The 24,448-nt window shown below is 66.1% G+C and carries 22 protein-coding genes; 10 read left to right on the plus strand and 12 right to left on the minus strand.

Annotation, left to right across the window (positions count from 1 at the left end; genetic code table 11):
* Positions 1 to 112: 112 nt before the first annotated feature.
* Positions 113 to 1,723 carry an MASE1 domain-containing protein gene (locus tag M2299_RS07875; protein ID WP_099842215.1) on the minus strand — a complete coding sequence of 537 codons (1,611 nt, stop codon included), beginning with the start codon at positions 1,721 to 1,723 and terminating at the stop codon, positions 113 to 115.
* Positions 1,724 to 1,921: 198 nt separating this feature from the next.
* Positions 1,922 to 3,160 (minus strand): FAD-binding oxidoreductase, encoded by a 1,239-nt coding sequence (locus tag M2299_RS07880; RefSeq protein ID WP_280884211.1) that lies wholly within the window; start codon positions 3,158 to 3,160, stop codon positions 1,922 to 1,924.
* A gap of 200 nt (positions 3,161 to 3,360) precedes the next feature.
* On the opposite strand from M2299_RS07880, the gene M2299_RS07885 reads away from it, so the two are divergent.
* From M2299_RS07885 to M2299_RS07895, 3 genes are all read left to right on the plus strand, one after another.
* On the plus strand, positions 3,361 to 4,122 hold the full coding sequence (locus M2299_RS07885; protein WP_280884162.1) for a gamma-glutamyl-gamma-aminobutyrate hydrolase family protein: 762 nt from the start codon (positions 3,361 to 3,363) through the stop codon (positions 4,120 to 4,122).
* Complete coding sequence (locus M2299_RS07890; protein ID WP_025875326.1) at positions 4,119 to 5,513, plus strand: glutamine synthetase family protein; 1,395 nt, start codon at positions 4,119 to 4,121, stop codon at positions 5,511 to 5,513. The genes M2299_RS07885 and M2299_RS07890 overlap by 4 nt, the downstream gene beginning before the upstream one ends.
* A 91-nt stretch (positions 5,514 to 5,604) precedes the next feature.
* Positions 5,605 to 6,714: a polyamine ABC transporter substrate-binding protein gene (locus M2299_RS07895; protein WP_032975677.1), complete on the plus strand. Its 1,110-nt coding sequence runs from the start codon at positions 5,605 to 5,607 to the stop codon at positions 6,712 to 6,714.
* A gap of 56 nt (positions 6,715 to 6,770) precedes the next feature.
* On the opposite strand, the gene M2299_RS07900 is transcribed toward M2299_RS07895, so the two are convergent.
* On the minus strand, positions 6,771 to 8,171 hold the full coding sequence (locus M2299_RS07900) for an NAD(P)/FAD-dependent oxidoreductase (RefSeq protein WP_100436592.1): 1,401 nt from the start codon (positions 8,169 to 8,171) through the stop codon (positions 6,771 to 6,773).
* A gap of 276 nt (positions 8,172 to 8,447) precedes the next feature.
* Here M2299_RS07900 and potA point away from each other — a divergent pair, with 276 nt between their 5' ends.
* The 4 genes from potA (at position 8,448) to M2299_RS07920 (ending at position 12,780) form a co-directional block, all read left to right on the plus strand.
* The gene (gene potA / locus M2299_RS07905) at positions 8,448 to 9,584 is read left to right on the plus strand and encodes a polyamine ABC transporter ATP-binding protein (RefSeq protein WP_099783465.1); all 1,137 of its coding nucleotides are present in this window, start codon (positions 8,448 to 8,450) and stop codon (positions 9,582 to 9,584) included.
* Positions 9,581 to 10,513 carry an ABC transporter permease subunit gene (locus M2299_RS07910; RefSeq protein WP_032975682.1) on the plus strand — a complete coding sequence of 311 codons (933 nt, stop codon included), beginning with the start codon at positions 9,581 to 9,583 and terminating at the stop codon, positions 10,511 to 10,513. The genes potA and M2299_RS07910 overlap by 4 nt, the downstream gene beginning before the upstream one ends.
* Entirely contained in the window at positions 10,510 to 11,352 is an 843-nt protein-coding gene (locus tag M2299_RS07915) for an ABC transporter permease subunit (RefSeq protein WP_025875316.1), read from the plus strand. The genes M2299_RS07910 and M2299_RS07915 overlap by 4 nt, the downstream gene beginning before the upstream one ends.
* Before the next feature lie 63 nt (positions 11,353 to 11,415).
* Complete coding sequence (locus M2299_RS07920) at positions 11,416 to 12,780, plus strand: NAD-dependent succinate-semialdehyde dehydrogenase (RefSeq protein ID WP_280884163.1); 1,365 nt, start codon at positions 11,416 to 11,418, stop codon at positions 12,778 to 12,780.
* Between the two features lie 122 nt (positions 12,781 to 12,902).
* Here the strand turns inward: M2299_RS07920 and M2299_RS07925 are convergent, their stop codons facing one another.
* The 8 genes from M2299_RS07925 to M2299_RS07960 all read right to left on the minus strand — a co-directional run bounded on the left by M2299_RS07925 (position 12,903) and on the right by M2299_RS07960 (position 19,528).
* Positions 12,903 to 13,937, minus strand: coding sequence for a magnesium and cobalt transport protein CorA (locus tag M2299_RS07925; protein WP_051501564.1), 1,035 nt, complete (start codon positions 13,935 to 13,937; stop codon positions 12,903 to 12,905).
* 6 nt (positions 13,938 to 13,943) lie between these two features.
* Positions 13,944 to 15,185 (minus strand): DUF4105 domain-containing protein, encoded by a 1,242-nt coding sequence (locus M2299_RS07930; protein WP_280884164.1) that lies wholly within the window; start codon positions 15,183 to 15,185, stop codon positions 13,944 to 13,946.
* The gene (locus tag M2299_RS07935) at positions 15,182 to 16,063 is read right to left on the minus strand and encodes a transporter associated domain-containing protein (RefSeq protein ID WP_032975685.1); all 882 of its coding nucleotides are present in this window, start codon (positions 16,061 to 16,063) and stop codon (positions 15,182 to 15,184) included. The genes M2299_RS07930 and M2299_RS07935 overlap by 4 nt, the downstream gene beginning before the upstream one ends.
* 64 nt (positions 16,064 to 16,127) lie before the next feature.
* Entirely contained in the window at positions 16,128 to 16,676 is a 549-nt protein-coding gene (locus tag M2299_RS07940) for a hypothetical protein (protein ID WP_280884212.1), read from the minus strand.
* A 74-nt stretch (positions 16,677 to 16,750) separates the two neighbouring features.
* Entirely contained in the window at positions 16,751 to 17,353 is a 603-nt protein-coding gene (locus M2299_RS07945; protein WP_223482202.1) for a hypothetical protein, read from the minus strand.
* A 50-nt stretch (positions 17,354 to 17,403) separates the two neighbouring features.
* Positions 17,404 to 18,012 carry a hypothetical protein gene (locus M2299_RS07950; RefSeq protein WP_280884165.1) on the minus strand — a complete coding sequence of 203 codons (609 nt, stop codon included), beginning with the start codon at positions 18,010 to 18,012 and terminating at the stop codon, positions 17,404 to 17,406.
* A 47-nt stretch (positions 18,013 to 18,059) separates the two neighbouring features.
* On the minus strand, positions 18,060 to 18,545 hold the full coding sequence (ybeY, locus tag M2299_RS07955; protein ID WP_033830754.1) for an rRNA maturation RNase YbeY: 486 nt from the start codon (positions 18,543 to 18,545) through the stop codon (positions 18,060 to 18,062).
* Positions 18,542 to 19,528 carry a PhoH family protein gene (locus M2299_RS07960; protein WP_025875300.1) on the minus strand — a complete coding sequence of 329 codons (987 nt, stop codon included), beginning with the start codon at positions 19,526 to 19,528 and terminating at the stop codon, positions 18,542 to 18,544. Before M2299_RS07960 ends, ybeY begins: the two co-directional genes overlap by 4 nt.
* 364 nt (positions 19,529 to 19,892) lie before the next feature.
* Between M2299_RS07960 and M2299_RS07965 the strand changes: the two genes are divergently transcribed.
* Genes M2299_RS07965 through M2299_RS07975 form a run of 3 tightly spaced genes read left to right on the plus strand, consistent with a single transcriptional unit; the run spans position 19,893 to position 22,902 of the window.
* The gene (locus M2299_RS07965; protein ID WP_280884166.1) at positions 19,893 to 20,849 is read left to right on the plus strand and encodes an HlyD family efflux transporter periplasmic adaptor subunit; all 957 of its coding nucleotides are present in this window, start codon (positions 19,893 to 19,895) and stop codon (positions 20,847 to 20,849) included.
* 20 nt (positions 20,850 to 20,869) lie between these two features.
* A complete protein-coding gene (locus tag M2299_RS07970; protein WP_280884167.1) occupies positions 20,870 to 21,793 on the plus strand; it encodes an ABC transporter ATP-binding protein in 924 nt (307 codons plus the stop codon).
* On the plus strand, positions 21,790 to 22,902 hold the full coding sequence (locus M2299_RS07975) for an ABC transporter permease (protein WP_280884168.1): 1,113 nt from the start codon (positions 21,790 to 21,792) through the stop codon (positions 22,900 to 22,902). Before M2299_RS07970 ends, M2299_RS07975 begins: the two co-directional genes overlap by 4 nt.
* 126 nt (positions 22,903 to 23,028) lie before the next feature.
* On the opposite strand, the gene miaB is transcribed toward M2299_RS07975, so the two are convergent.
* On the minus strand, positions 23,029 to 24,447 hold the full coding sequence (gene miaB / locus M2299_RS07980) for a tRNA (N6-isopentenyl adenosine(37)-C2)-methylthiotransferase MiaB (RefSeq protein WP_033830758.1): 1,419 nt from the start codon (positions 24,445 to 24,447) through the stop codon (positions 23,029 to 23,031).
* Position 24,448: the final 1 nt, after the last annotated feature.

Genomic DNA, 24,448 nt, shown 5'->3' on the forward strand with positions numbered 1-24,448 from the left:
CGGCTTCAAGATGCTGGACGTGCAGGCGGCTGAAGCCGCTTGCACGTTTTCGCCTCAACACCGGTGGCGGTACATGCATGCTCCGGAATCAGAAGCCGGCGGGGCCTGTCAATCACGCCTTCGCGCGTGAGGCATCCGCTTCGAATCCCGAAATGCTGTTTCTTCCATTTGACGTGAAAACTTCCAGAGGGGCGGCCGTGCCCGTTTCCTTCATTGCCAGCATGATGCGATTCCGGGTGCATTTCAGTGCGCCCCCGTAGGCCAGCGTTCTCCCGGCCAAACGTTCCATGGCTGCGGCGACAGTTGCGTCGGAGAGGTGTCGCTGTTGATCCAGCAAGGAAACCGTCATCAGGATTCCACGATGCGAACCGATACGTCCGCAGCGTGCCCGCACGTGGATCTGCCCTGCTTCACCCTGGATCAGCAATGACACCGCGTCGATCACCGTGCGGTAGGCGGCTAGTTGCAGGCCGACGCTGAGTTGGCAGGGGTCGCCAAGCAGCGCCGGATTGGCGACACGGGCCGTCTTCTCCCACGCTTCGCGGACGCCTCCTGCCCTCAATGCAACATAAAGCCCGAGGTGCTCCAGAGCCGTCGGATAGATCATGCTTGTCTGCTCGCGCAGCTGGCGCGAATGGATCGACGCCACATGCACAAGACTCTCCGCAATCGAAAGATGGCCCTGAGCGGAAAGCCAGTTGATCACCTCGTCAAGCGCGTGATCAATGCCATCACCCAGCCTCCTTAGATGCAACGCACGTTCGCGAAGGTCAAGCTCACTGGCGACATGTGAGCTCCGCGCGAGTCTTATGGCATTTCTCTCCCCGATCTCCCTGAGTCGATAACGCCGATAGTAGTGGGTGATCCGGGAGCCAAGTATGAGCAGCGCTGCGCCGGTGACGGCCATGATCTGCTGGGTAGCGAATGACGCAGGGTCGAACGACTCCGGGTGAGTGGCGGGTGTGGTCAGACCGATGATCATGTTCAGGGTCGGCACGCCGATGGCGGCGCCCCGCCATCCATACACGCATGTCAGAAGGACCGCAGGAAGTGCCATGAGAAGTTGCAGAGACACTTTCGTCGTCACTGCATCAGCTGGCACATCCGCAGCTGACAGGCCGAGCACGACCATCAGTGCGAGGGCCCCCGCCATCTGCGCGACGTCACGCTTCCGTACCTGTACTTCGGCCTTCCCTCGAGACCAGAGCAGCACAAGTGGCGCGAACGTCAGGATGCCGATGAAGTCACCCACCACCAGGCGGACGATGCCGGTCAATAGGGGGAAATCGGGTGGTGTCGGCCAGAGGAAATTTGCAAGAAGCAGGTTGATCAGCGTGACGGATATTGCGGCGAATGCGGCAACCGATATGAGCCAGGCATTCTTTACTGCCGAGATCACGTTGCGGTGAAGATGGACGATCGTCATGACGACCGGCATCTGGAATGCCGAGCCAAGAATGACCCACGTCAATCCGTACCGATCGATCATCGGCACGCGCATCTGCGCGAAGTAGGCATACTCGCCCAGCAGGAGATAAGGCCAAAGCCGAGGTGGGCAGAGCAGTACCGCAGCAACGCGTACGCCGGCGGGAAGATAGAACTGATCAAGCGAGAGCTGCCGTGTGGCCCAGCAGGCAATCGCGTACAGCACAGCCAAGGCAAGTCCTGCCGGATGGATGCGCAACTTCAGCTGCAGGCCTTCATTCCACCAGTTCAATCGCACTACCCCTTCACAGTACGTTCCCTGTCAGCATCCATTCGCCGCGGGACCCGGTTCTTAGCGACGGTATCGACACGCGTTCGATTATGCAATCGCCTCAGCGCTCGGCCCGGCAAGTGAGAAAGTCATCACAGGAATACCGGCGGCGACGAGTTTCACAGTTTTCGGCGGGCGGTAGATTCAGCTCGCTTCCTGATCAGCTCACCACAACGCATCCCGCAGCTTGTACCAGGACATGGCCGCCACCAGCAGCGGCATGCGCAGCAGGCGTCCGCCGGGGAAGGGGGCATGGCGCAGGCGCTGGAACACGTCCAGCCGCTCGCTCTGGCCAACGATGGCTTCGGCGATCACTTCACCGGCCAGCCCGGCCGCTGCCACGCCGTGGCCGGAGAAGCCCTGCGCGAAGTACACATTCCCATCCAGCCGGCCCCAGTGCGGGGCACGGTTGCGGGTGATGTCCACATAACCGCCCCAGACCTGCTGCAGCGGGATGTCGGCCAGTTGCGGGAACACCTCGTGCATGCGCCGCTGCATCACCCGGTGCAGGCCCGGCGGCGGCAGCGCGGAATAGCTGGCGCGGCCACCAAACAGCAGGCGGTGGTCATGGCTGAGCCGGAAATAGTCCAGCGCCCAGGCCGTATCGGAGACCGCCATGTTGTTGCCGATCAGGGCACGGGCGCGCTCGGCCCCCAGCGGTGCGCTGGCGCCGATATACGTACCGACCGGCATGATGCGCCGCTCGAGCTCAGGCACCAGCCCCTGCAGCAGGGCGTTGCCGGCCACCACCAGCTGCGGCGCGCGCACGCTGCCGTGGTCGGTATGCAGCACCGCATGTGCGCCGCGTTGAATGCGCGTCACCGGCGATTGTTCGTGGATGACCACCCCGGCTGCGCGCGCGGCATCGGCCAGCCCGCGGGCGTAGGCCAGCGGATGCAGGTGGGCGCTGAGCGGGTCGAACATCGCCGCGCGGTAGCGCGGACTGTCCAGTTGCCCACGCAGGGTATCGCGCTCCCACCACTGCATCGGGTAATCGTAATGTCGCTGCAGGTGTTCGCAGTTGGCGCGCAGGTCGCGCTCGTGGCGTGCGCGGATGGCAACGCTGGCGTGGCCCTCCACCCAATGGCAATCGATGCCATGCCGGTCGATGCGCGCACGCATCGCCTTTACCGCCTCGCGCGACCAGTCGAACAGGCGGCGCGCATCCTCGTGGACGAGCTGGCGTTCCAGCTCGTCCACTTCGCAGCCGTAGCCGACCAGCGCCTGGCCACCATTGCGGCCCGAGGCTCCCCAGCCGATCCGCTGCGCTTCCAGCACCACCACCCGCTGGCCGCGCAGGGCCAGTTCCAGTGCGGCGGTGAGGCCGGTATAGCCGGCGCCCAGTATCGCCACATCGGCATGCAGTTCACCGCGCAACGGCGGCAATGCGGGCGGTTCGGGCAGGCTGCTGGCGTACCAGCTGGGCGGGAAGGCGGCGCTCACCGGCGGCCTCGCAGAAGCGGGAAAGGGCGTCGGAGCGGAGGAGGACGGTCGGGCTTCACGCCGATAGTTTGGCCCAAGCCGGGCGCCCGTGGTGTGAGGGCAGCGGCTTGCCGATGCCGATGCCGGGCGCGTACCTTGATGCCACGCCAAGGAGTTTCCCCATGCGCCGCCTGCCCTGGGTGGGCCTGCCCACCGACAGCACCGTGCTCGGCCATCATCGTTTCGCGGTGGCCGGGGAAAAATATGTGCGTGCGTTGGTTGACGCTGCGCAGGCAACACCGCTGGTGCTGCCGAGTGTGCAGCCGCCGCTGCCGGCGCGCGATTGGCTGCAGGGCCTGGATGGCCTGCTGCTGACCGGCGCGGTCAGCAACATCGAGCCGCAGCATTACGAAGGGGGGCGCACCTGGAACGGCAACCGGCATGACCCGGCGCGCGACGCCACTGCGTTCGCGCTGCTGCGCGAGGCGCTGGCGATGGATCTACCCGTGCTGGCGATCTGCCGCGGATTCCAGGAATTGAATGTGGCGCTCGGTGGCACGCTGCATCCGCAGGTGCATGCGGTGCCTGGCCTGGCAGACCATCGCGAAGATCCACAGGCGCCGGTGGAGGTGCAGTATGGGCCGGCCCACGCGATCACCCTGGCCGATGGGGGGTGGCTGGCGCAGTGGTGTGCCGCCGATCGGGTGCAGGTCAATTCAGTGCACGGGCAGGGCATCGCACAGGTCGCCGAAGGCCTGCAGATCGAGGCCTGGGCCGATGATGGCCTGGTCGAAGCAGCCCGCAGCCCGCGCCATCGATTCGTGCTCGGCGTACAGTGGCACCCGGAGTGGCGTGTCATGCAGACGCCGTTCTATCACGCTATTTTCCGTGCGTTCGGCCAAGCTTGCCGGCAGCACCAACAGAATCGACTGGAATCCCCATGAGTTCCCGAACGCGCCCGCGCAAGACGGCCACGCCTCCGCCCCCGCAGGAAAGCAGCCTGCTGCGCTGGCTGAAGGAGCGGCGCATCACCGAGGTCGAATGCCTGGTTCCGGACATCACCGGCAATGCGCGCGGCAAGATCATCCCGGCCGACAAGTTCTCGCACGATTACGGCACGCGCCTGCCCGAAGGCATCTTCGCGACCACGGTCACCGGTGAATTTCCGGACGATTACTACGACCTGACCTCGCCGTCGGACTCGGACATGATCCTGCGCCCCGACCCGGACACCGTGCGCATGGTGCCGTGGGCGACCGACCCGACCGCGCAGGTCATCCATGACTGCTACACCAAGAACGGCGAACCGCATGAGCTGGCGCCACGCAACGTGCTGCGCCGGGTGCTGGATGCATACACCGAGCTCGGCCTGCGGCCGGTGGTCGCGCCCGAGCTGGAATTCTTCCTGGTGCAGAAGAACACCGATCCGGATTTTCCGCTGCTGCCACCGGCGGGCCGCTCCGGCCGCCCGGAAACGGCACGGCAGTCGTACTCGATCGACGCGGTCAACGAGTTCGATCCGATCCTCGACCTGATGTACGACTACTGCGACGCGATGAAGCTGGACGTGGATACGCTGATCCACGAATCCGGCGCGGCGCAGCTGGAGGTCAACTTCACCCACGCCAATGCGATGGATCTGGCAGACCAGGTGTTCCTGTTCAAGCGCACCATGCGCGAATCGGCGATGCGCCATGGGGTGTACGCGACCTTCCTGGCCAAGCCGATGGAGAACGAGCCGGGCAGTGCGATGCACATCCACCAGAGCCTGCTGCGCATCAGCGATGGCCAGAACGTGTTCACCGGCGAGCACGGTGGTGAGGATTTCAGTCCGCTGTTCGCCCATTACCTGGCGGGCCTGCAGAAATATGTGCCGATGGCCATGGCGTTCTTCGCGCCGAACGTGAATTCCTACCGGCGCCTGGTGTTCGGTGAGGTCTCGCCTAGCAACGTGCACTGGGGCTTCGACAACCGCACCTGCGGCCTGCGGGTGCCGCTGGATACGCCGGAGAACATGCGGGTGGAAAGCCGCTTTGCCGGCTCCGATGCCAACCCTTACCTGGCGATGGCCGCGACCCTGGCCTGCGGGCTGCTCGGCATCCGTGAGCGCCTGGCGCCGGATGCGCCGGTGACCGGCAGCGCCAAGGAACTGGGCTACGACCTGCCGCGTTCGCTGGGTGAAGCGCTGGACGGGCTGGAGCAGTGCAGCGAGCTGCAGGCGCTGCTCGGCGAGCGCTTCTGCCGCGCCTACACCTCGGTCAAGCGCAAGGAATACGAGACCTTCTTCCGCGTGATCAGTTCGTGGGAGCGCGAGTTCCTGCTGCTGAACGTGTGAAGGCCGCGAATAGAAAAATCCCTCGCCGGGGGGTAGGCTGGCACCCGTCGCCGGCCCGGCCGGCCCCCCTTTCTGCATTCTGGAGCACCCGATGAAGCTGCGTATCCTCACGCTCGGCCTGGCCTCCGCCATGCTCTCCGCCTGTGGCGGCGGCAACGGCGGCGGACAGGACAGCCAGGTCCTGAACGTCTACAACTACAGCGACTACATCGCCGAAGACACCATCCCCAACTTCGAGAAGCAGAGCGGGATCAAGGTCACCTACGATGTGTTCGACAGTGACGAGATGGTCGAGACCAAGCTGCTGGCCGGCAACAGCGGCTACGACGTGGTGGTGCCGACGCTGAACTTCTTCGGCCGGCAGATCCAGGCCGGCGTGTTCCTGCCGCTGGACAAGTCGAAGATCCCGAACCTGGCCAACCTCGACCCGGCGGTGATGAAGCGCATCGCCACCCAGGATCCGGGCAACCAGTACGGTGTGCCGTACATGATCGGCACCACCGGCATCGGCTACAACGTGGACATGCTGAAGGAGCGCTTCGGTGGCAGCACCGACATCGCCAACAGCTGGGACCTGGTGTTCAAGCCGGAAAACATCAGCAAGATGAAGGACTGCGGCGTGACCATCCTGGACACGCCGGCGGACATGATTCCGATCGCGCTGCACTACCTGGGCCTGGACCCGCACAGCGGCGATCCGGCCGATCTGCAGAAGGCGGCGGACCTGCTGAAGTCGATCCGCCCGTACGTGCAGAACTTCCACTCCTCGCAGTACGTGGGCTCGCTCGCCAACGGCGGCACCTGCCTGGTGGTGGGCTGGTCGGGTGACATCATCCAGGCCCGCGACCGTGCTGCCGAGGCCAGCAATGGCGTGCACGTGGCCTATTCGATCCCGAAGGAAGGCGCGCCGCAGTGGTTCGACATGCTGGCCATCCCGAAGGATGCCAAGCATCCGGAAGCGGCTTACGCGTTCATCAACTATCTGCTGGAACCGAAGGTGGCCGCGGCCAACACCAACTTCATCCACTACGGCAACCCGGTGCCGACCGCGACCCCGCTGGTGGACGAGGCGATCCGCACCGACCCGACCATCTACCCGCCGGCCGACGTGGCCGCGAAGATGTTCACCTATTCGATCAACACGCCGGAGACCGACAAGCTCTACACCCGGCTGTGGACCGAGGTGAAGACCGGCAGGTAAGCGGTCCTGCCCGCTGGAAGAAAGTGGTAGCGCCGGGCCATGCCCGGCGGATGGCCTCAGCCCTTCCCGGAAGCTGCACCACCGGCCCGGCCAAGGTGCCGCAGGATGGCGGGCAACAGGTCGCGCGCATCGCGACCGCCGTTGCACAGGAATGATGAGCTCATCCGCTGCAGGTTGTGCATGCCGATGAAGAACAGGCCAGGCTGCGGGGAGACACCGAACTCGCCGAGCGGGTACCCGTGTTCGTCCAGCACGCCGTCCACATGCAGCCACGGCCATTCGGCGACGAAGCCCGTAGCGAGGACAACCGAGCGGATGCCGGCAGCGTTCAGATCCAGCTCGCGCGGCGAGGCGTCCGGCTCCCAGTGCAGGTACACCTCTTCGGGAATGTAGCGGGCATCATCGGTGCGCGGTTCGGGCCGCGTGGCGTAGTACCCGCTTGCCAGTGAATCGAGATAGGCGTACTCGGACCGCGTCGACTCGACCGCGGTGCGCAGCTGTGGGCGGACATCGGCGAAGCGGGCAATGTCCGCGTCGAAGCCCTGCAGGCGGCCCAGCAGCGTGATGCCCTCGCGGTGCATCGCCAGCAGGCTGATCGAGCTGCCCAGGCCTGCGCGTCCCTTGCCGGAAATCAGCGGGAACTCTGCGGTCCGGGCCTTGCGCAGCGCGTCCGGCTCCCCGGCGAGTACCCCGGCCGATTCACTCACATGCTGGTGGATGCGTCCGGCCATGTCCCACCAGGTCATCGAATCCTTGCCGCGCAGCCGGCGCGTATGCGAATGGCGCTCGGCCAGCGACCAATACACGTTGCGGCCGCTGGCGCGGAGATCCTGGGCGATCTGCGCGCCGGACTGGCCGCCGCCGATGACCAGCACCGCGCCGTCGGGAAGCTGCTGGGAATTGCGGTAGTTGCTGGAGTGCAGTACCGCCAGCGCCGGCCCGGGCGCAAAGGGAACGCGGGGCATCCGGGGACGGCCGTATTCGCCGGTGGCCACCACCACCGCAGCGGCCTGGATCGGCCCGCGGCTGGATTCGATGGCGTAGCCGCCCGCCTTGGGCGTGACACGCAGGACCGCGCAGCCTTCGTGGATCGGCAGTGACCTTTCGCTGGCGTAGTCGCGAAGCCGCTGGATCACTTCCGGTGCGGCCATGAAGCCCTCCGGGTCGTCGCCCGCATAGGCGTGGCCATGCAGGGCCATCGTCGCGTTGGCGGTGTTGGTCTGGAAGGAATCCCAGCGCCGCCGCCAGCTGGCGCCCACGGTATCCGCCTCCAGTACGCGATGCTGGATGCCGGCCTCCTGCAGGACCGCGCTGAGTGACAGCCCGGCCTGGCCGGCGCCGATGATGGCCACCTCCAGCCGATCGGCTGACGAGGGCTGGGGGGCGGGTGGGGCGAAGACAGAAGTGTCTGCGGATGTCACGCGTGTTCGTCCATGGTCGGCCTCGATCCTGGGGATTGCGACGGGGTAGTGGCGGGCGATCAAGGCTCCCGGTTCTGAAAAACGTTGCAGATTCGGCGCGGCACCCGCAGGCCAAGGCGGAAACACCAGGCAACGGCCACGCAGGGGGGGCGCGTGTTGCGCCTGGAGTGCGCCATTTGCGGGCCAAACCCGACACCGGTCCGGTACTCCAAGACGGCCAGCGGCGCCTTCCCGCCCGCCGTCGTCATATCCCCATCGGCCCCCGGCCGGTAGAATGGCGGCCGCTGTCCACCGCCCGCTCCCGGAGCCCCCATGCCCGTTGAAGCCCAGCCGGAAGCCGCCGTCGTCGAAGCGAGCGGTGTGCCCGGCTATCTCTCCATTCGTGATCTGCGCAAGGAATTCGATGGCTTCGTCGCCGTCGACGACGTCAACCTGGACGTCCGCAAGGGCGAGATATTCGCGCTGCTCGGTGGCTCCGGCAGCGGCAAGTCGACCCTGCTGCGCTGCCTGGGCGGCTTCGAGACACCCACCAAGGGCAGCATCACCGTCGATGGCCAGCGGATGGATGCGCTGCCGCCGTACCAGCGGCCGGTCAACATGATGTTCCAGTCCTATGCGCTGTTCCCGCACATGACCGTGGAGCAGAACATCGCCTTCGGCCTGAAGCAGGACGGACTCGGCCGCGAGACCATCGCCAAGCGCGTGGGCGAGATGCTCGACCTGGTGCAGATGGGCCATCTTGGCAAGCGCAAGCCGCACCAGCTGTCCGGCGGCCAGCAGCAGCGCGTGGCGCTGGCGCGGTCGCTGGCCAAGGGGCCCAAGCTGCTGCTGCTGGACGAACCGATGGGCGCGCTGGACAAGAAGCTGCGCTCGCAGATGCAGCTGGAGCTGGTCAGCATCATCGAGTCGTCGGGCGTGACCTGCGTGATGGTCACCCACGATCAGGAAGAGGCGATGACCATGGCCACCCGCATCGCGGTGATGGACGCCGGCTGGATCCAGCAGGTCGGCAAGCCCGATGAGGTCTACGAGCAGCCGGCCAACCGCTTCGTCGCCGAGTTCATCGGCTCGGTCAACCTGTTCGACGGGGTGATCGACGAGGACCTGCCCGAATACGTGACCGTGCGTTCGCCGCTGTTCCCGGCGCCGGTCTACATCGCCCATGGCATCACCTGCTATGAAGGGCAGCCGGTGGCGTTCGCGCTGCGCCCGGAGAAGGTGATGATCGGCAAGGACGAGCCGGAAGGGCACACCAACAAGGCGCAGGGCGTGATCGAGGACATTGCCTACTTCGGCAGCCATTCGGTCTACCACGTGCGCCTGCCCAGCGGCGCCAAGGTGCTGGCCAACTTCGCCAACTCGCAGCGCTGGGCCAGCGATGGCCTGACCTGGGGCGACCAGGTGTGGGTGCACTGGCGCGACAACGACGGCGTGGTGCTGACTTCATGAGCGCCGCCGGCCTCAAGCGCTGGCTGCCGGGGCTGCGTGCCACGGTGATCGGCATTCCGTACCTGTGGCTGCTGCTGTTCTTCGCGGTGCCGTTCCTGATCGTGCTGATGATCAGTTTCTCGCACAGCCGGGTCGGCTCGCCGCCGTACACCTGGCTGCTGCAGTACGTCGATGGCGGGCTCTCGCTCAAGCTCAACCTCGAGAACTACCTGGCGCTGTTCCGTGATTCGATCTATGCGCAGGCGTTCCTGAGCTCGATCAAGATCGCCGCGATCTCGACCTTCCTTACCCTGCTGATCGGCTATCCGATGGCCTATGCCATCGCCCGCCTGTCGCCGGCCGCGCGCAACGTGGCGATGATGCTGGTGGTGCTGCCGTCCTGGACCTCGTTCCTGATCCGCGTCTATGCATGGAAAGCGATCCTGGACCGCAACGGCCTGCTCGACCAGTTCCTGCAGTACACCGGCCTGCAGTCGCTGATGACCTCGATGGGCCTGCCGAAACTGCAGCTGATCGACACCCCGACCGCGGCCTACATCGGCATCGTGTACTGCTATCTGCCGTTCATGGTGCTGCCGCTGTACGCCAACCTGGTCAAGCATGACCACCGTCTGCTGGAAGCAGCCTACGACCTCGGCGCCAAGCCGTGGCAGGCGTTCCTGCGCATCACCCTGCCGCTGTCGAAGGCGGGCATCATCGCCGGCTGCATGCTGGTGATGATTCCGGCGATCGGCGAATTCGTGATCCCGGAAATGCTGGGTGGCTCGGAAACCCTGATGGTCGGTCGCCAGCTGTGGAACGAGTTCTTCAACAACCGCAACTGGCCGGGCGCCTCGGCGATGGCGGCGGCGATGATCCTGTTGCTGCTGGTACCGATCCTGCTGTTCAACCGATCCCAGCAGCGCCTGCTGGAAGGGAAGCAGGCATGAGCCCGCGTAGCGCAAAGGGCCTCGGGCTGGGCGTGCTGCTGCTCGGCTTCGCCTTCCTGTACCTGCCGATCCTGTTGTTGATGTTCTATTCGTTCAACAGCTCGCGGTTGGCCATGGTCTGGGCCGGGTTCTCCACCCGTGCCTACAGCGACCTGTTTGCCGACCGCGCGCTGATGGATGCGATGTGGACCAGCCTGGTGGTCGCGTTCTGGACCGCCTGTACCGCCACCGTGCTCGGCACGCTGGCGGCGATGGTGATGACCCGCTTCAAGCGTTTCCGCGGCAAGCCGTTCTTCGGTGCGCTGGTGACCGCGCCGCTGGTGATGCCGGACGTGATCCTCGGCTTCTCGCTGATGGCGCTGCTGGCCTCGATGGGCGCGATACCGGGCTTCCCGGCGCGTGGCCTGGCCACCATCTGGATCGCCCACGTCACCTTCACCCTGTGCTTCGTCACCGTGGTGGTGTCCTCGCGCCTGCAGGAGATGGACCTGTCGCTGGAAGAAGCGGCGATGGATCTCGGCGCGAGCCGGCTGACCGTGTTCACCCGCATCACCCTGCCGATCATCGCCCCGGCGCTGGTGGCCGGTTGGCTGCTGGCGTTCACCCTGTCGCTGGATGACGTGGTGGTGGCCAGCTTCGTTGCCACGCCGGGCTCGACTACGCTGCCGATGAAGGTGTTCGCCTCGGTTCGCATGGGCATCAGCCCGAAGATCAATGCGCTGGCCACGCTGCTGGTGTCTGCAGTGTCCATTGCTGCGGTGATCGGCTGGTACATCAATGCGCGTGCGGAGAAGCGACGCCAGCGCGACCTGCAGCTGGCCCGCCAGGACAACGGCTGAGCCGGCAACATCCGGCTCACGGCGGCCGGCGCACAATGGGGGTCTACCTGATGGAGACCCCCCATGACCGTCGAGATCATCAACCCGGCCACCGGCCAGGTGACCTACCGCCATGAGCTGATGGATGCCGCTGCCATCGAGCAGCGCCTGCAGGCCGCAGCCGAGGCGTTCCCACGCTGGGCCGAGCGCTCGCTGCAGGATCGCGGGGCGATCCTCAAGCAGATTGCCGGCCAGCTGCGTGCGCGCGGCGATGACCTGCAGCAGGCCATGACCAGCGAGATGGGCAAGCTGAAGGCCGAGGCCCTGGCCGAAGTGGAAAAGTGCGCGACCACCTGTGAGTTCTATGCCGACCATGCCGCCGACTATCTGAAGCCGCAGCTGATCGACACCGAGGCCCAGCGCAGCTACGTGCGCTATGAACCGATCGGCTGCGTGTTCGCGGTGATGCCGTGGAATTTCCCGATCTGGCAGGTGTTCCGCTTCCTGGCCCCGGCGTTCATGGCCGGCAACGTGGCGCTGCTCAAGCATGCCAGCAACGTGCCGCAGTGCGCCGACCTGATCCTGGCGGTGTGCCGCGATGGCGGCCTGCCGGACGGTGTGTTCGACGTGCTGCACATCGACAACGACCAGGCTGCCGACGTACTGCGCGATGCACGGGTGAAGGCAGTCACCCTGACCGGCAGCGAGCGGGCAGGGCGCTCCATCGCGTCCAACGCTGGCAGCCAGTTGAAGAAGTCGGTGATGGAGCTGGGCGGCAGCGACGCCTTCGTGGTGCTCGATGATGCCGACCTGGACAAGGCGGTTGCCGCCGCGGTGAAGTCGCGCTTCGACAACAGTGGCCAGACCTGCATTGCCGCCAAGCGCTTCATCGTGGTTGAAGCGGTGGGCGATGAATTCACCCGGCGCTTCGTCGAGGCCGCGGGCGAGCGTCAGTACGGCGACCCGAACGAGCGCGCCACCACGCTGGCGCCGATGGCCCGTGCCGACCTGCGCGACGAACTGCACAAGCAGGTGCAGGCCAGCGTCGCCAAAGGCGCGCGGGTGCTGATCGGCGGCGAACCGATCGCCGGTTCGCATGCGGGCTACCCGGCCAGCGTGCTCGACCAGGTGGGGCCGGGCATGCCGGCCTATGACGAAGAACTGTTCGGGCCGGTCGCCGCGGTCATCCGGGTCAAGGATGAAGCCGAAGCGCTGCGCGTGGCCAACGACACCCGCTTCGGCCTCGGCGGCAGCGTGTGGACGCGTGACCCGGTGCGTGGCGAGTCCTTCGCCCAGCGCATGGAATGCGGCGCGGCCTTCGTCAACGCCATCGTCAAAAGCGATGCGCGGTTGCCGTTCGGCGGCAGCAAGGAGTCAGGTTTCGGCCGTGAACTGGCCGACCACGGCATCCATGAGTTCATGAACATCAAGACCATCTACGTGGCTTGATGTTCACCCAATGCGCCACGACAGGTACGCTAGGTGTCGACCGTCGTGGCCTACCGGTCCGGTGGGTATCGACGGTTGGTGGCCTACCGGTTCGGTGGGTATCGACCGTTGGTCGATACGCCCTACAACCACTTCACCCGCTTGAACAGCCGGTACAGGCCAACGCAGATGCCACCGACAGCGACGATCATCAGCGGGTAGGCCCACGGCTGGTTCAATTCCGGCATGTGGCTGAAATTCATGCCATACCAGCTGGTGATCAGCGTCGGTGCGGCCAGCAGCGCGGCCCAGGCACCCAGCCGCTTCACCGTCTCACCCTGGGCCAGCGTCACCAGTGACAGGTTCACGCTCAGGGCCGTGCCCAGCATCTCGCGCAGCGTATCGATGACATCGCTGATGCGTACCGCATGGTCGTGCACGTCGCGGATATACAGCTTCACTTCGTCCGGGAACAGCTCGCCCTGGTAGCGGCGCAGCTGTGCCAGTACATCCTGCAGTGGCGCCACCGCCATCCGCATCTTGTTCAACTCGCGCTTGAGCTCATACAGGCGCACCACCGTGCTGCGTTTGTAGCTGTCGGCGAAGATGTCCTTCTCCAGCAGTTCCAGGGTGTCGCGGAAGCGGTTGGTGATGGGCAGGTAATTGTCGACCACGAAGTCGGCCACGGCGTACAGGCAGTACGAGGGGCCCATTTTCAGCAGCTGTGGTTCGCGCTCCACGCGCGCGCGCACCGGTGCGTACGAGAGCGAGGCGCCATGGCGAACGGTCACCAGGAACCGTGGGCCGAGGAAGGCGTGGGTCTCGCCGTACTGGATGCGCTCGTCGACCATCTGCGCGGTGGTCACCACCACGAACAACGAGTTGCCGTAGGCCTCCACCTTGGGGCGCTGGTGCGCGTTGCGCGCATCTTCGACGGCCAGGTCGTGCAGGCAGAATTCTTCCTGCAGCTTCAGCAGTACATCTTCGTTCGGATCGTACAGGCCGACCCAGACGAAACCATTGTTGCTGGCGATGACATCGCTGATGGCATCCAGGCTGATGTCGTGGCGTTTGCCGTCGTCATCGTAGTGGACGCAGTTGATGACGCAGGTGGGATTGGCTGCGGCGGAGGCGGCAGCAGGGGCGGGCAGTGGGGCGGGTAATGACATGCCCGCCATCGTGCGTCAGTGCTGCGTTTCCGACAAGTGAGGACGGCGCCCCAGCACCCAGGCCAGCGCCGCGTGGACCGGCAGCAGCAGCACGATCCACTGCACGTTGTACTGCGCCTGCAGGCTCAGCCAGTGCAGCACCAGGGCAGCCACGGCCTGCACCGCCACCAGCCACAGCACGATCCTGAACATGCGGCCGGGCACGCGCCGCCGCAGCAGGCTGATCGCCCCCGGCAACAGCAGCATGCACAGCGGCGACAGCAGCAGCAGGTTGCGGTTGGCCCAGGCAGCGTAGTGCGTGCTGAAGCCCCACAGGAACACCAGCAGGCCACCGGCGATGGTGCACAGCAGCCACAGCGGCAAGGCCAGGCCGGCCAGCAGGCGCGTACGCCTGCGCAGCGCCAGCACGCCCACCGCAATCACCAGGCCACACAGCAGCCACGGCCACCAGTGGCGCGCGAATTCCTTCGGTTCGGGATCGATGCGGTGCGGCAGCAGTTCCTGCTCGGACTGCACGAGCGGGCGGCCGTCGCTGTTGCGGGCCTGCCGCAGGGCATCGGCCAGGCGCATCGGCACGAAGGCTTCCTGCCAGCGCGACAGCGGCTGGTCGGCAAACGGGCCCAGGCCGATATCGAAGCCCAGCCACATCCACGGGGCCGGGGACGCCAGCCGTACCGACTCGCTGCGATAGGTGTTGCCACGCGAACGGCCCGAAAGCTGCGAGTGCAGGCCGCCGCCCAGCGCCTTGTCCAGCGTGTCGCGCACCATCGTCGCGCAGTTGGCGGTGTAGTAATCGTAGTGGTAGCGCGCGTTTTCCGGCTTGGCCCGTTCGGCCAGGTCGGCGGCCAGCGAGCGCGCCTGGTCAGGGGTGATATCCAGCCACTGCACGCTGGCACCGCGGCCGGTCTCGTCGTAGTACGACAGGTCCTGCTGCAGTGGCAGCGCCACCAGGTAGTACATCATGTCGCCACGCACGAAGCGGCCGATGAAATCCTGTTCGGACGGATCGAAGTAGCCGAAGTTGTACGAGATCGCCTCGCCGCTCACCGGGTCCAGCACGACGATGGCATCGTGGCCGAAGCGCTCGAAGAACACGGTGCCGGGCTGCATGGTGACCACACCAACGCGCGGGGCAGGGGCATCACTGGCCGTCGATACGGCCGGTGGCGCCGCCTGCGCGAACGCGGTCAGTGGCAGGGTCGTGGCCAGCACGCACAGTGCCAGCCACACCGTCAGGATCAGGCCACGGTGCTTCAAGCGTCGTCCTGCGCGTCCGGTGCCAGCACCGTTACATGGAAGGCCTGGACCCGGCGCGCATCGGCGCGGGCTACGCGGAACATGAAGCGGTCCAGCGCCAGTTCGTCACCGACTTCCGGCAGATGGCCCACCGCTTCGGTCACCAGGCCACCGATGGTGTCGTAGTCCTCATCGGAGAAGGTGGCACCGAAGCGTTCGTTGAAATCGCCGATCGGCGTGAGCGCATCCACCACGTACTGGCCATCGGCCTGGATGGCGATCTGCGCCGAGAAGTCCTCGGCCTCGTCGTGTTCGTCGTCGATCTCGCCGACGATCTGCTCCAGCACGTCCTCGATGGTGACCAGGCCGGCGACACCGCCGTACTCGTCCACCACGATCGCCATGTGGTTGCGCGACAGGCGGAATTCCTTCAGCAGCACGTTGAGCTTCTTCGCTTCCGGAATCAGCACCGCCGGGCGCAGCAGCTCACGCACGTTGCCCGGACCGTTGTCGGCAACCACGCCGCGCAGCAGGTCCTTGGCCAGCAACACGCCGAGGATGTCGTCCTTGTTCTCGCCATGCACCGGGAAGCGCGAATGGCCGGACTCGACCACCTGCTTCATCAGCTCCAGGAAGGGCGCCTCCACCGGCAGCGAGACCATCTGCGAACGCGAGATCATCACGTCGCCCACGGTCAGCTCGGCCACCGAAATGGCACCTTCCATCATCTTCAGGGTATCTGCGGCGATCAACCCTTCTTCCTGCGCGGTGTGCAGGACAGCGACCAGCTCGTCGCGGGTGTGGGGTTCGCCGGAAAAAGCAGACGTCAGGCGTTCAAGCCAGCCGCGCTTCTTTTCACTGTGCTCCACGAAGGAGCTACTACTGTCGTCTTCTGACATCTCTGGAAAAAAGGCACCCGGCAGGCCGGGCGATGACTCCAGTCTAGCAGGATGTGGGGGCCTGTCAGTGACCGTCGGCCGCTGGGGCGGTGGCGGCCGGGCCCTCGTCCTCGGCCGGCAGGTCCAGGCTGTAGGTGCAGCCGGCCAGGGTCCTGCCGGGGTGGCTGGCGACGGTGGATACGCTGAGGATGATCGACTCGATCTGCGCCTCCCCGGTCTTCGGGTCGGCCACATCGCGGCTGACCAGCTCGCGCCCGGCCATGAACTTGCCGTCCTGGTCGTAGCCGATCTCCAGGGCCAGCTGCTTGGCCAGCGGCCGCGGATCGGCCTGGTCGAGCACGGCCATGATGCTGGCGCCGGCCACGGCCACACGCTCGGTCTGCTGGCCGAACACGGTGATCGGGCTGGCCAGGCGGTACTCGCTCATGAACTGGTTGCCCTGCGGCAGCGGCTGCAGGCCATGCGCCACGGCCTTCAGCGGATCGGCCAGCAGCGGTGCCAGCGCGGCGTGCTCGGCCACGCCCTGGCGGCATTCGATCAGCGCAGGCAGGTCCAGCGGCGCGGCGGAAGCGGTGGAGGCAACGAGCAGCAGGAGCAGGGCAGTACGCAGCAGCACAGGCAGAAGGTCCGCGATGGAGAAAGCTGGACCATGGTAACGGCCGCCGCGACGTCCAGCGACCGGGCTGTTCAGGGCGGGAACGAGTGCGTGTCGGGTGGCAGCCATTGGATTCTGACCGGGAACCCCAGCATCAGCTGCAGGTGATCGAGGCTGGCGGCCGCGGTTGCGCGGTGGGTCGCGGTGTCTTTCAGCATCAGGTTCAGCTCGCCGGTACGGACATCCAGGTGGAAGCCCAAGGTGTCCGGAAACTGCTGCATCAGCCAATCGCGATGGCTGCCCAGGCGGCGCTGCATCTCCGCCTCCGTCAGCGCAGCGCCGGTGCGGAAGTGCACGTATTGCGGGCCATCTGCGCCGCCATGTACCTCATCTGCTACCGGTTCATCACCGGTCAGTCGCACCACGACGTGCCAGCCCGGATCGTTGTCCACCCAGATACCCGCCAGCCGCGCCGCGTGCCTGGCTTCCAGGCGCTCGATCAGCGCCCGTTGCTGGGCGGTGGCGACGGTGTTGCGGGTGTCCTGCTCGCTGCTGCCGAAAAAAGCGCGCAGCTCGGCGACCTTGGCACTGATGTCGGCCTCACTGTCGCTGGCGGGAAACGGTGAGGGCCGGTCAGGATCGGGCATCAGGCCTGCCCCGGACTGCAGCAGGGTGGAGAGCAATAGTGCGGACATCAAGGTCATTGGTGCTCCCGAGGCGGCATCACCCGTTGCAAAGGGCGGTGTCAGCCCTGCGGTGTCCAGTGCAGCAGCGCCCGCACACGTCGTACCGAACGATTGGCCACAGTGCGCAACGCCATCGCCGGCAGGGTCAGCATCGCCGAGAGCAGTGCCACGTGGACCAGTTGCATCACTGCGCGGACCGCAACCGGCAGTGCACCCGGTTCCAGCAGCCAGTCCGGCAGGTTCGTGCTCGCCAGGTGGATGGTGCTCATGTACACCACTGCGAGCAGGAACAGCGCCCACAGCTGCGCACGCGTTGCGTAAAAGAACGGCTGGCTGCCGCTTGCGCGCCCGAGGCGCTGCTGCAGGACCACGCGCCAGCTCACCGGTGCGGAGAGCGCGCCGATCAGGATCAGCACCATCGCGGTCATCCAGATCGCCGACGTACTGCTCACCGGCCCATTGCCGCTGAGCAGGTACGGCCCGACCACGCCCACGGCTACGCCTGCCAGCAGGCTGGTGGGCGACAACAGGGCCAGCGTGCCCAGCAGCCAGTGCCGGCCGTCGGGGTGGTTGGCGCTGACGCGGCGCACCACGTTGGCGGTCACGACCAGCAGCAGGGAGAAGATTGCACTTCCGGCCAGCAGCGGCCCCATGTCGCCCATCATCATCCATGTCTCCGGGAAGGTTGCAGGCGCAGGATAGCGCTGTCCCCGGCTCAGCGCTCGCCCGCGTACGGGTCGTCGATGCCGAGCTCGGCCAGGATTTCGCGCTCCAGCTGTTCCATCGCCTCGGCTTCCTTGTCGTCCTCGTGGTCCCAGCCAAGCAGGTGCAGCACGCCGTGCACGGTCAGGTGCGCGTAGTGGGCGTTGAGCACTTTGCCCTGCTCCTCGGCTTCACGCGCCACCACCGGTGCGCAGATCACCAGGTCGCCCAGCAGCGGGAACTTCACGCCCTTGGGCAGGCCCTCCGGCACGTCGGCCGGGAAGCTCAGCACGTTGGTGGCGTAGTCCTTGCCCCGGTAGTGCCGGTTCAACGACTGCCCTTCCTTGCTGTCGACCACGCGGATGGCCAGGTCGGCCTCGCGGATGCGGCCCTTCAGCGCAGCCGCCACCCACTTGCGGAAGCTGACGGCCGAGGGCAGCCCGGCACGGGGCAGGGCGTAGTTGACGGCGACATCCAGTCGTACGGGACCACGGGTCATGGAGTCGCTCCAGGTTGGATCTCATGCAGGTCGCGGCGGTCGTAGGCACTGACGATGCGCGCCACCAGCGGGTGGCGGACCACGTCGCGGGCTTCGAAGAAGGTGAAGCTGACGCCCTCCACGTCGCGCAGCACGTCGATCGCATCGCGCAGGCCTGACTTCACGTGCTTGGGCAGGTCGGTCTGGGTCAGGTCGCCGGTGACCACGGCGGTGGAACCGAAGCCCAGGCGGGTCAGGAACATCTTCATCTGTTCGATGGTGGTGTTCTGCGCTTCGTCCAGGATCACGAACGCATCGTTGAGCGTGCGGCCGCGCATGTAGGCAAGCGGCGCGATCTCGATGACGTTCTTTTCCAGCAGCTTGAGCACCTTTTCCACGCCCAGCATTTCATACAGGGCGTCGTACAGTGGGCGCAGGTACGGGTCGACCTTCTGGCTCAGGTCGCCCGGCAGGAAGCCCAGCTTCTCGCCGGCCTCGACCGCCGGACGCACCAGGATCAGGCGCTGTACGCGCGATTCGTTCAGTGCTTCCACCGCGCTGGCCACGGCCAGGAAGGTCTTGCCGGTACCGGCCGGGCCGATGCCGAAGTTGATGTCGTGGCTGACGATCTGGTGCAGGTAGCGGCTCTGGTTGGAACCCCGGCCGCGCACGGTTCCGCGCTTGACCTTGATCGCCACGTCCTGCGCTTCGTAGGAGCGGTCGGCGATCTGTTCGATGTTGGCCGCGTTCAGCCGCAGGTGAATGGCGTGGTTGTCGAAGGTGGTCTCTGCGGCTTCTTCGTACAGCGCCTCGATCAGTTTCTGCGCCTCGGCGCTGGCCTCGGCCGGGCCGCTGATGCGGAACACGAAGCCGCGGTTGGCGATTTCCACGCCAAGCTTCAGTTCGATCTGGCGAAGGTGGCCGTCGAACGGGCCGCACAGGTTGGCCAGCTGCGCGTTGTCTTCCGGCGACAGGGTGAAGTCTCGATGCTCGATGCTTTTCATTGCTTGGGGTGGGGCGGGGTCGCCGTCCACCGCGATGGAGTCAGGGACGACAAGGGTAACGCGCAAGCCGGCATGACGACAGTTCTCCACACCGGGTGTGGACCGGCGCCGAAGAAACCTGTGGATAGACCTTCGCAGGGCTTGTGCCACAAGGAAGATGATGCCGTGGTGAAAATTGTGCCAGTGCCTGCAGGGTTTTCCACATGCGGTGTGGACGGTGTTGCCACGAACCTGTGGATAGGTGGCAGCGAGCCTTGCGGCAGTGGCGTTGGCAGCGGCTGATCAATTATTGGCCAGCGCTGATCTGGATCATTGCGGGTGCACAGGGAGCATGGCACCGTGGCGCCATCGCAGGAGGTGGCGCATGGCCGTGGGCACGTGGGTGCGCAGGATGGGGTTGCTGGGCAGCAGCCTGCTGGCGGGGTGCGGCGAAGCACCACCAGCAGCACTGGGTACGCTTGAATGGGACCGGATCAGCGTGCCCGCACCGGCGGCTGAAGTGATCAGTACCGTTGACGTGCGCGAGGGGCAGGCGGTCAAGGCGGGCGCGCTGCTGATGCGCCTGGACCCTGTCCGTGGCGCAGCCCAGCTCGACGCCGCACAGGCCGAAACGGCCCGCGCGCAGGCACAGCTCGAGGAACTGCAGGTTGGCCCGCGTCCGGAGCAGATCGCCCAGGCGCAGGCACAGCTCACCGCGCTGCGCGCGCAGGCGGCGGAAGCCACCGCTTACTATCGCCGGGTGCAACCGCTGGCCCGTCAGCGGTTGGTGGCTGCCGCTGATCTGGACCGGGCCCGCGCGGCCGCCGACAACGCCGTGGCCAGCGTGCGTGCTGCCGAACAGGCGTGGCTGCAGCTGCAGCGCGGCAACCGTCGTGAGGACATCGCCCAGGGCCAGGCCGCCTCCAGGGCGACACAGGCACAGGAGGTCGTGCAGGCCGTCAACCTGCAGAAGCTGCAGCTGCGCGCGCCGCGCGATGGCGTGGTCGATGCGTTGCCCTACAGGCAAGGCGACCAGGCACCGATCGGTGCACCGTTGGTGGTGATGCTGGTGGGCGAACGGCCGTATGCGCGCGTATACCTGCCGCAGCCGTTGCGCCTGCAGGTGAAGGTCGGGCAGGCCGCGCTGGTGCAGCTGGACGGCGCCAACACCGTACTGAAAGCGCATGTGCGGTCGATCCGCAGCGAACCTTCCTTTACCCCCTATTACGCGTTGACTGGTGATGACGTCTCGCGGTTGAGCTACCTGGCCGAGATCGAGATCGACGACAGTGCCGACATGCAGGCGCTGCCCGCCGGGTTGCCGGTGCAGGTGCGCTTCTGAACCCGGTCGATGACATCGCCGTGCGTGCGCGGGGCCTGAGCCGCCGTTTCGGCGACCTGCTGGCGGTGGACAACGTCGATCTGCAGGTGCCGCGTGGGCAGGTATACGGCTTCCTCGGCCCGAACGGCTCGGGCAAATCGACCACCATCCGCATGCTGTGCGGGCTGCTTGAGCCGAGCTCGGGCGAGATCGACGTGCTGGGCCTGGCGATCCCGGCGCAGGCCGAGGCGTTGCGCCGCCGCATCGGCTACATGACCCAGCGTTTTTCGTTGTACGAAGACCTGTCGGTGCGGGAGAACCTGGAATTTCTTGCCGCCATCCAGGATCTGCCACGCGCGCAGGCGCGGCAACGGGTCGATGCGCTGCTGCTGCAGTATCGCCTGCAGGACCGCCAGGTGCAGTTGGCCGGCACCCTCAGTGGTGGGCAGAAGCAGCGGCTGGCGCTGGCCGGTGCGGTGATCCATGCGCCGGAACTGCTGTTCCTGGATGAGCCGACCAGTGCGGTCGATCCCGAGTCGCGTCGCGATTTCTGGGAGGCGCTGTTCGAACTCGCCGATGCCGGCACCACGGTGCTGGTGTCCACCCATTACATGGACGAGGCCGAACGCTGCCACCGGCTGGCGATCCTTGATCGCGGTGCCCTGGTAGCCGATGGCACGCCGGCCGAACTGTGCGCGCAGCTGCAGGGTCGCACCCTGGCCGTCACCACCGCGCAACCCCGGCAGGCCAGCCGCGCGCTGGCGGCGCTGCCGGGCGTGCTCAGCGTGGCGCAGATCGGCACCGAACTGCGCGTGCTGTGCAGCGAGGGCGCGGCCGATACCCGCATGTTGGCGCAGGCCCTTGCCGACGCCGATCCGCAGGCCAGCATCGAACCGGTGGCGCCCAACCTGGAAGACGTCTTCGTTGCCGCCACCCGTGGCCGTGGTCGGGAGCCGGCGGCATGAGCCTGCGACGGCTGTGGGCGATCATGCTCAAGGAGCTGCGCCAGCTGCGCCGCGACCGGATCACCCTGGCGATGATCATCGGCATCCCGGTGATGCAGTTGCTGCTGTTCGGCTATGCGATCAACCTCAACCTGCGGCACCTGGATGCCGGCATCGCCGACCAGGCCAACAGTGCGGCTTCTCGCGCCCTGGTGCAGGACATGGTTGCCACCGGTGTGATCGCCCCGCGCGCACAGGCCTATACGCCCGACGAGCTGATGGAGGCGTTGCGACGGGGCCGGATCAGCGTGGGCATCGTGATTCCCGCCGATTTCGAACGACGCCGCTACGAAGGCCGCGAAGCGGTGCAGGTACTGGTCGATGGCAGCGACACGGTGGTGCAGAGTGCGGCGATCCAGTTGGCGCAGGTACCGCTGGACACGCGGCCGACCAGCAACACACGGCCGCTGCGCGAGGGCAATATTGCCAGCGGGCCGGTAAGCGTCATCAGCTTCTACAATCCGCAACGACGGTCCGCGGTGAACATCGTGCCCGGCCTGATCGGAGTGATCCTGACCATGACCCTGGTGATGTTCACTGCAGTGGCGGTGGTACGCGAGCGCGAACGCGGCAACATGGAGCTGCTGATCGCCACGCCGGTATCGCGCGGCGAACTGATGGTCGGCAAGGTATTGCCCTACGCGGCGATCGGTCTGCTGCAGACCACCCTGGTGCTGCTGCTGGGCACGTGGTTGTTCGAGGTCCCGATCCGCGGCAGCCTGCTGGATGTCTATCTTGCCGCCGTGCTGCTGGTGCTGGCCAACCTGGCGCTGGGCCTGTTGATTTCAACCCGGGCGCGTTCGCAGTTCCAGGCCATGCAGATGACCCTGTTCCTGTTTCTGCCCTCCATCCTGCTGTCGGGCTTCATGTTCCCGTTCGCCGGCATGCCCCGGCCGGTGCAGTGGCTGGCTGAAGTATTGCCGCTGACCCATTTCCTGCGCCTGGTACGCGGCATCATGCTGCGCGGTGCTTCGCTGTGGGAGCTGTGGCCGGACGCGCTGGCACTGCTGGTGTTCATCGTCGCGATGATGACCCTGGCCATCCTGCGCTTCCGCAAACGCCTGGATTGAAGCACGCCGACCAACGGTCGGCATCCACCCCGGTAGGTGCCGACCGCTGGCCGGCATCAATTGCGGTGGGTGCCGACCGTTGGCCGGCATCAATTGCGGTGGGTGCCGACCGTTGGCCGGCACACCTTATTCCGTCACGACGCGCCCGCGCAGCGAGTTGGTCATCGCTTCCGTGATCACCACGTCCACGAACTGGCCGATCAGGCGCGGGTGCGCCGGGAAGTTCACCGAACGCATGTTCTCGGTCTTGCCGGTCAGTTCGTTCGGGTTCTTGCGCGAGGGGCCTTCCACCAGCACGGTCTGTACGCTGCCGACCATCTTTTCGGAGATCTGCGCGGCATGCGCGTTGATCCGTTCCTGCAGCCGCGACAGGCGCGCATGCTTTTCCGCGTCGCTGATCGTGTCTTCCAGGTCTGCAGCCGGCGTGCCCGGGCGACGCGAATAGATGAAGGAGAAGCTGTGGTCGAAGCCGATATCCTCGATCAGCTTCATGGTCTTCTCGAAATCAGCATCGGTCTCGCCGGGAAAACCGACGATGAAGTCCGAACTGATCGAGATATCGGGGCGCACCGCACGCAGCTTGCGGATCTTCGACTTGAATTCCAGTGCGGTATAACCGCGCTTCATCGCTGACAGCACGCGGTCGCTGCCTGCCTGCACCGGCAGGTGCAGGAAGTTGGCCAGCTGCGGCACGTCGCGGAACGCGTCGATCAACGAATCGCTGAACTCCAGCGGATGCGAGGTGGTGAAGCGGATGCGACCGATGCCGTCAATCTCGGCGATGGTGCGGATCAGCAGGCCGAGGTCGGCGAGCTCGCCGTCACCATAGGGGCCACGGTAGGCGTTGACGTTCTGGCCGAGCAGGTTGATCTCGCGCACGCCCTGTGCCGCAAGCTGTGCCACTTCCACCACCACGTCTTCGAACGGGCGGCTGACTTCGGTACCACGCGTGTAGGGCACCACGCAGAACGAACAGTACTTGGAGCAGCCTTCCATGATCGACACGAACGCCGACGCGCCATCGGCACGCGGTTCGGGCATGCGATCGAACTTCTCGATTTCCGGGAAGCTGATGTCCACCTGCGGGCGCTGCTGCTCGCGACGGGCGCGGATCAGTTCCGGCAGGCGGTGCAGCGTCTGCGGGCCGAACACCAGGTCGACGAACGGCGCACGCTTGATGATCGCCTCGCCTTCCTGCGACGCCACGCAACCGCCTACGCCGATGATGACCTCGCGGCCCTGGTTCTTCAGGCTCTTCCAGATGCCCAGCTGGCTGAACACCTTCTCCTGCGCCTTTTCGCGGATCGAGCAGGTATTGACCAGAATGACGTCGGCGTCTTCCGGGCGATCGGTCAGTTCCAGGCCATCGCTGGCGGCGAGCACGTCGGCCATCTTGGCCGAGTCGTACTCGTTCATCTGGCAACCGTGGGTCTTGATGTACAGCTTGCCCTTCACCTGGTCGGGCTTGCGCGGACCAGAGGGCAGGGCAACGAGCGGAGTGCCGCCCTGGGCGGCGGGCGGAAAGACGTCTGGCGTCCCGGTCATG

It is taken from the genome of Stenotrophomonas sp. 1278, from assembly GCF_029892765.1.
GTDB lineage: Bacteria > Pseudomonadota > Gammaproteobacteria > Xanthomonadales > Xanthomonadaceae > Stenotrophomonas > Stenotrophomonas indicatrix.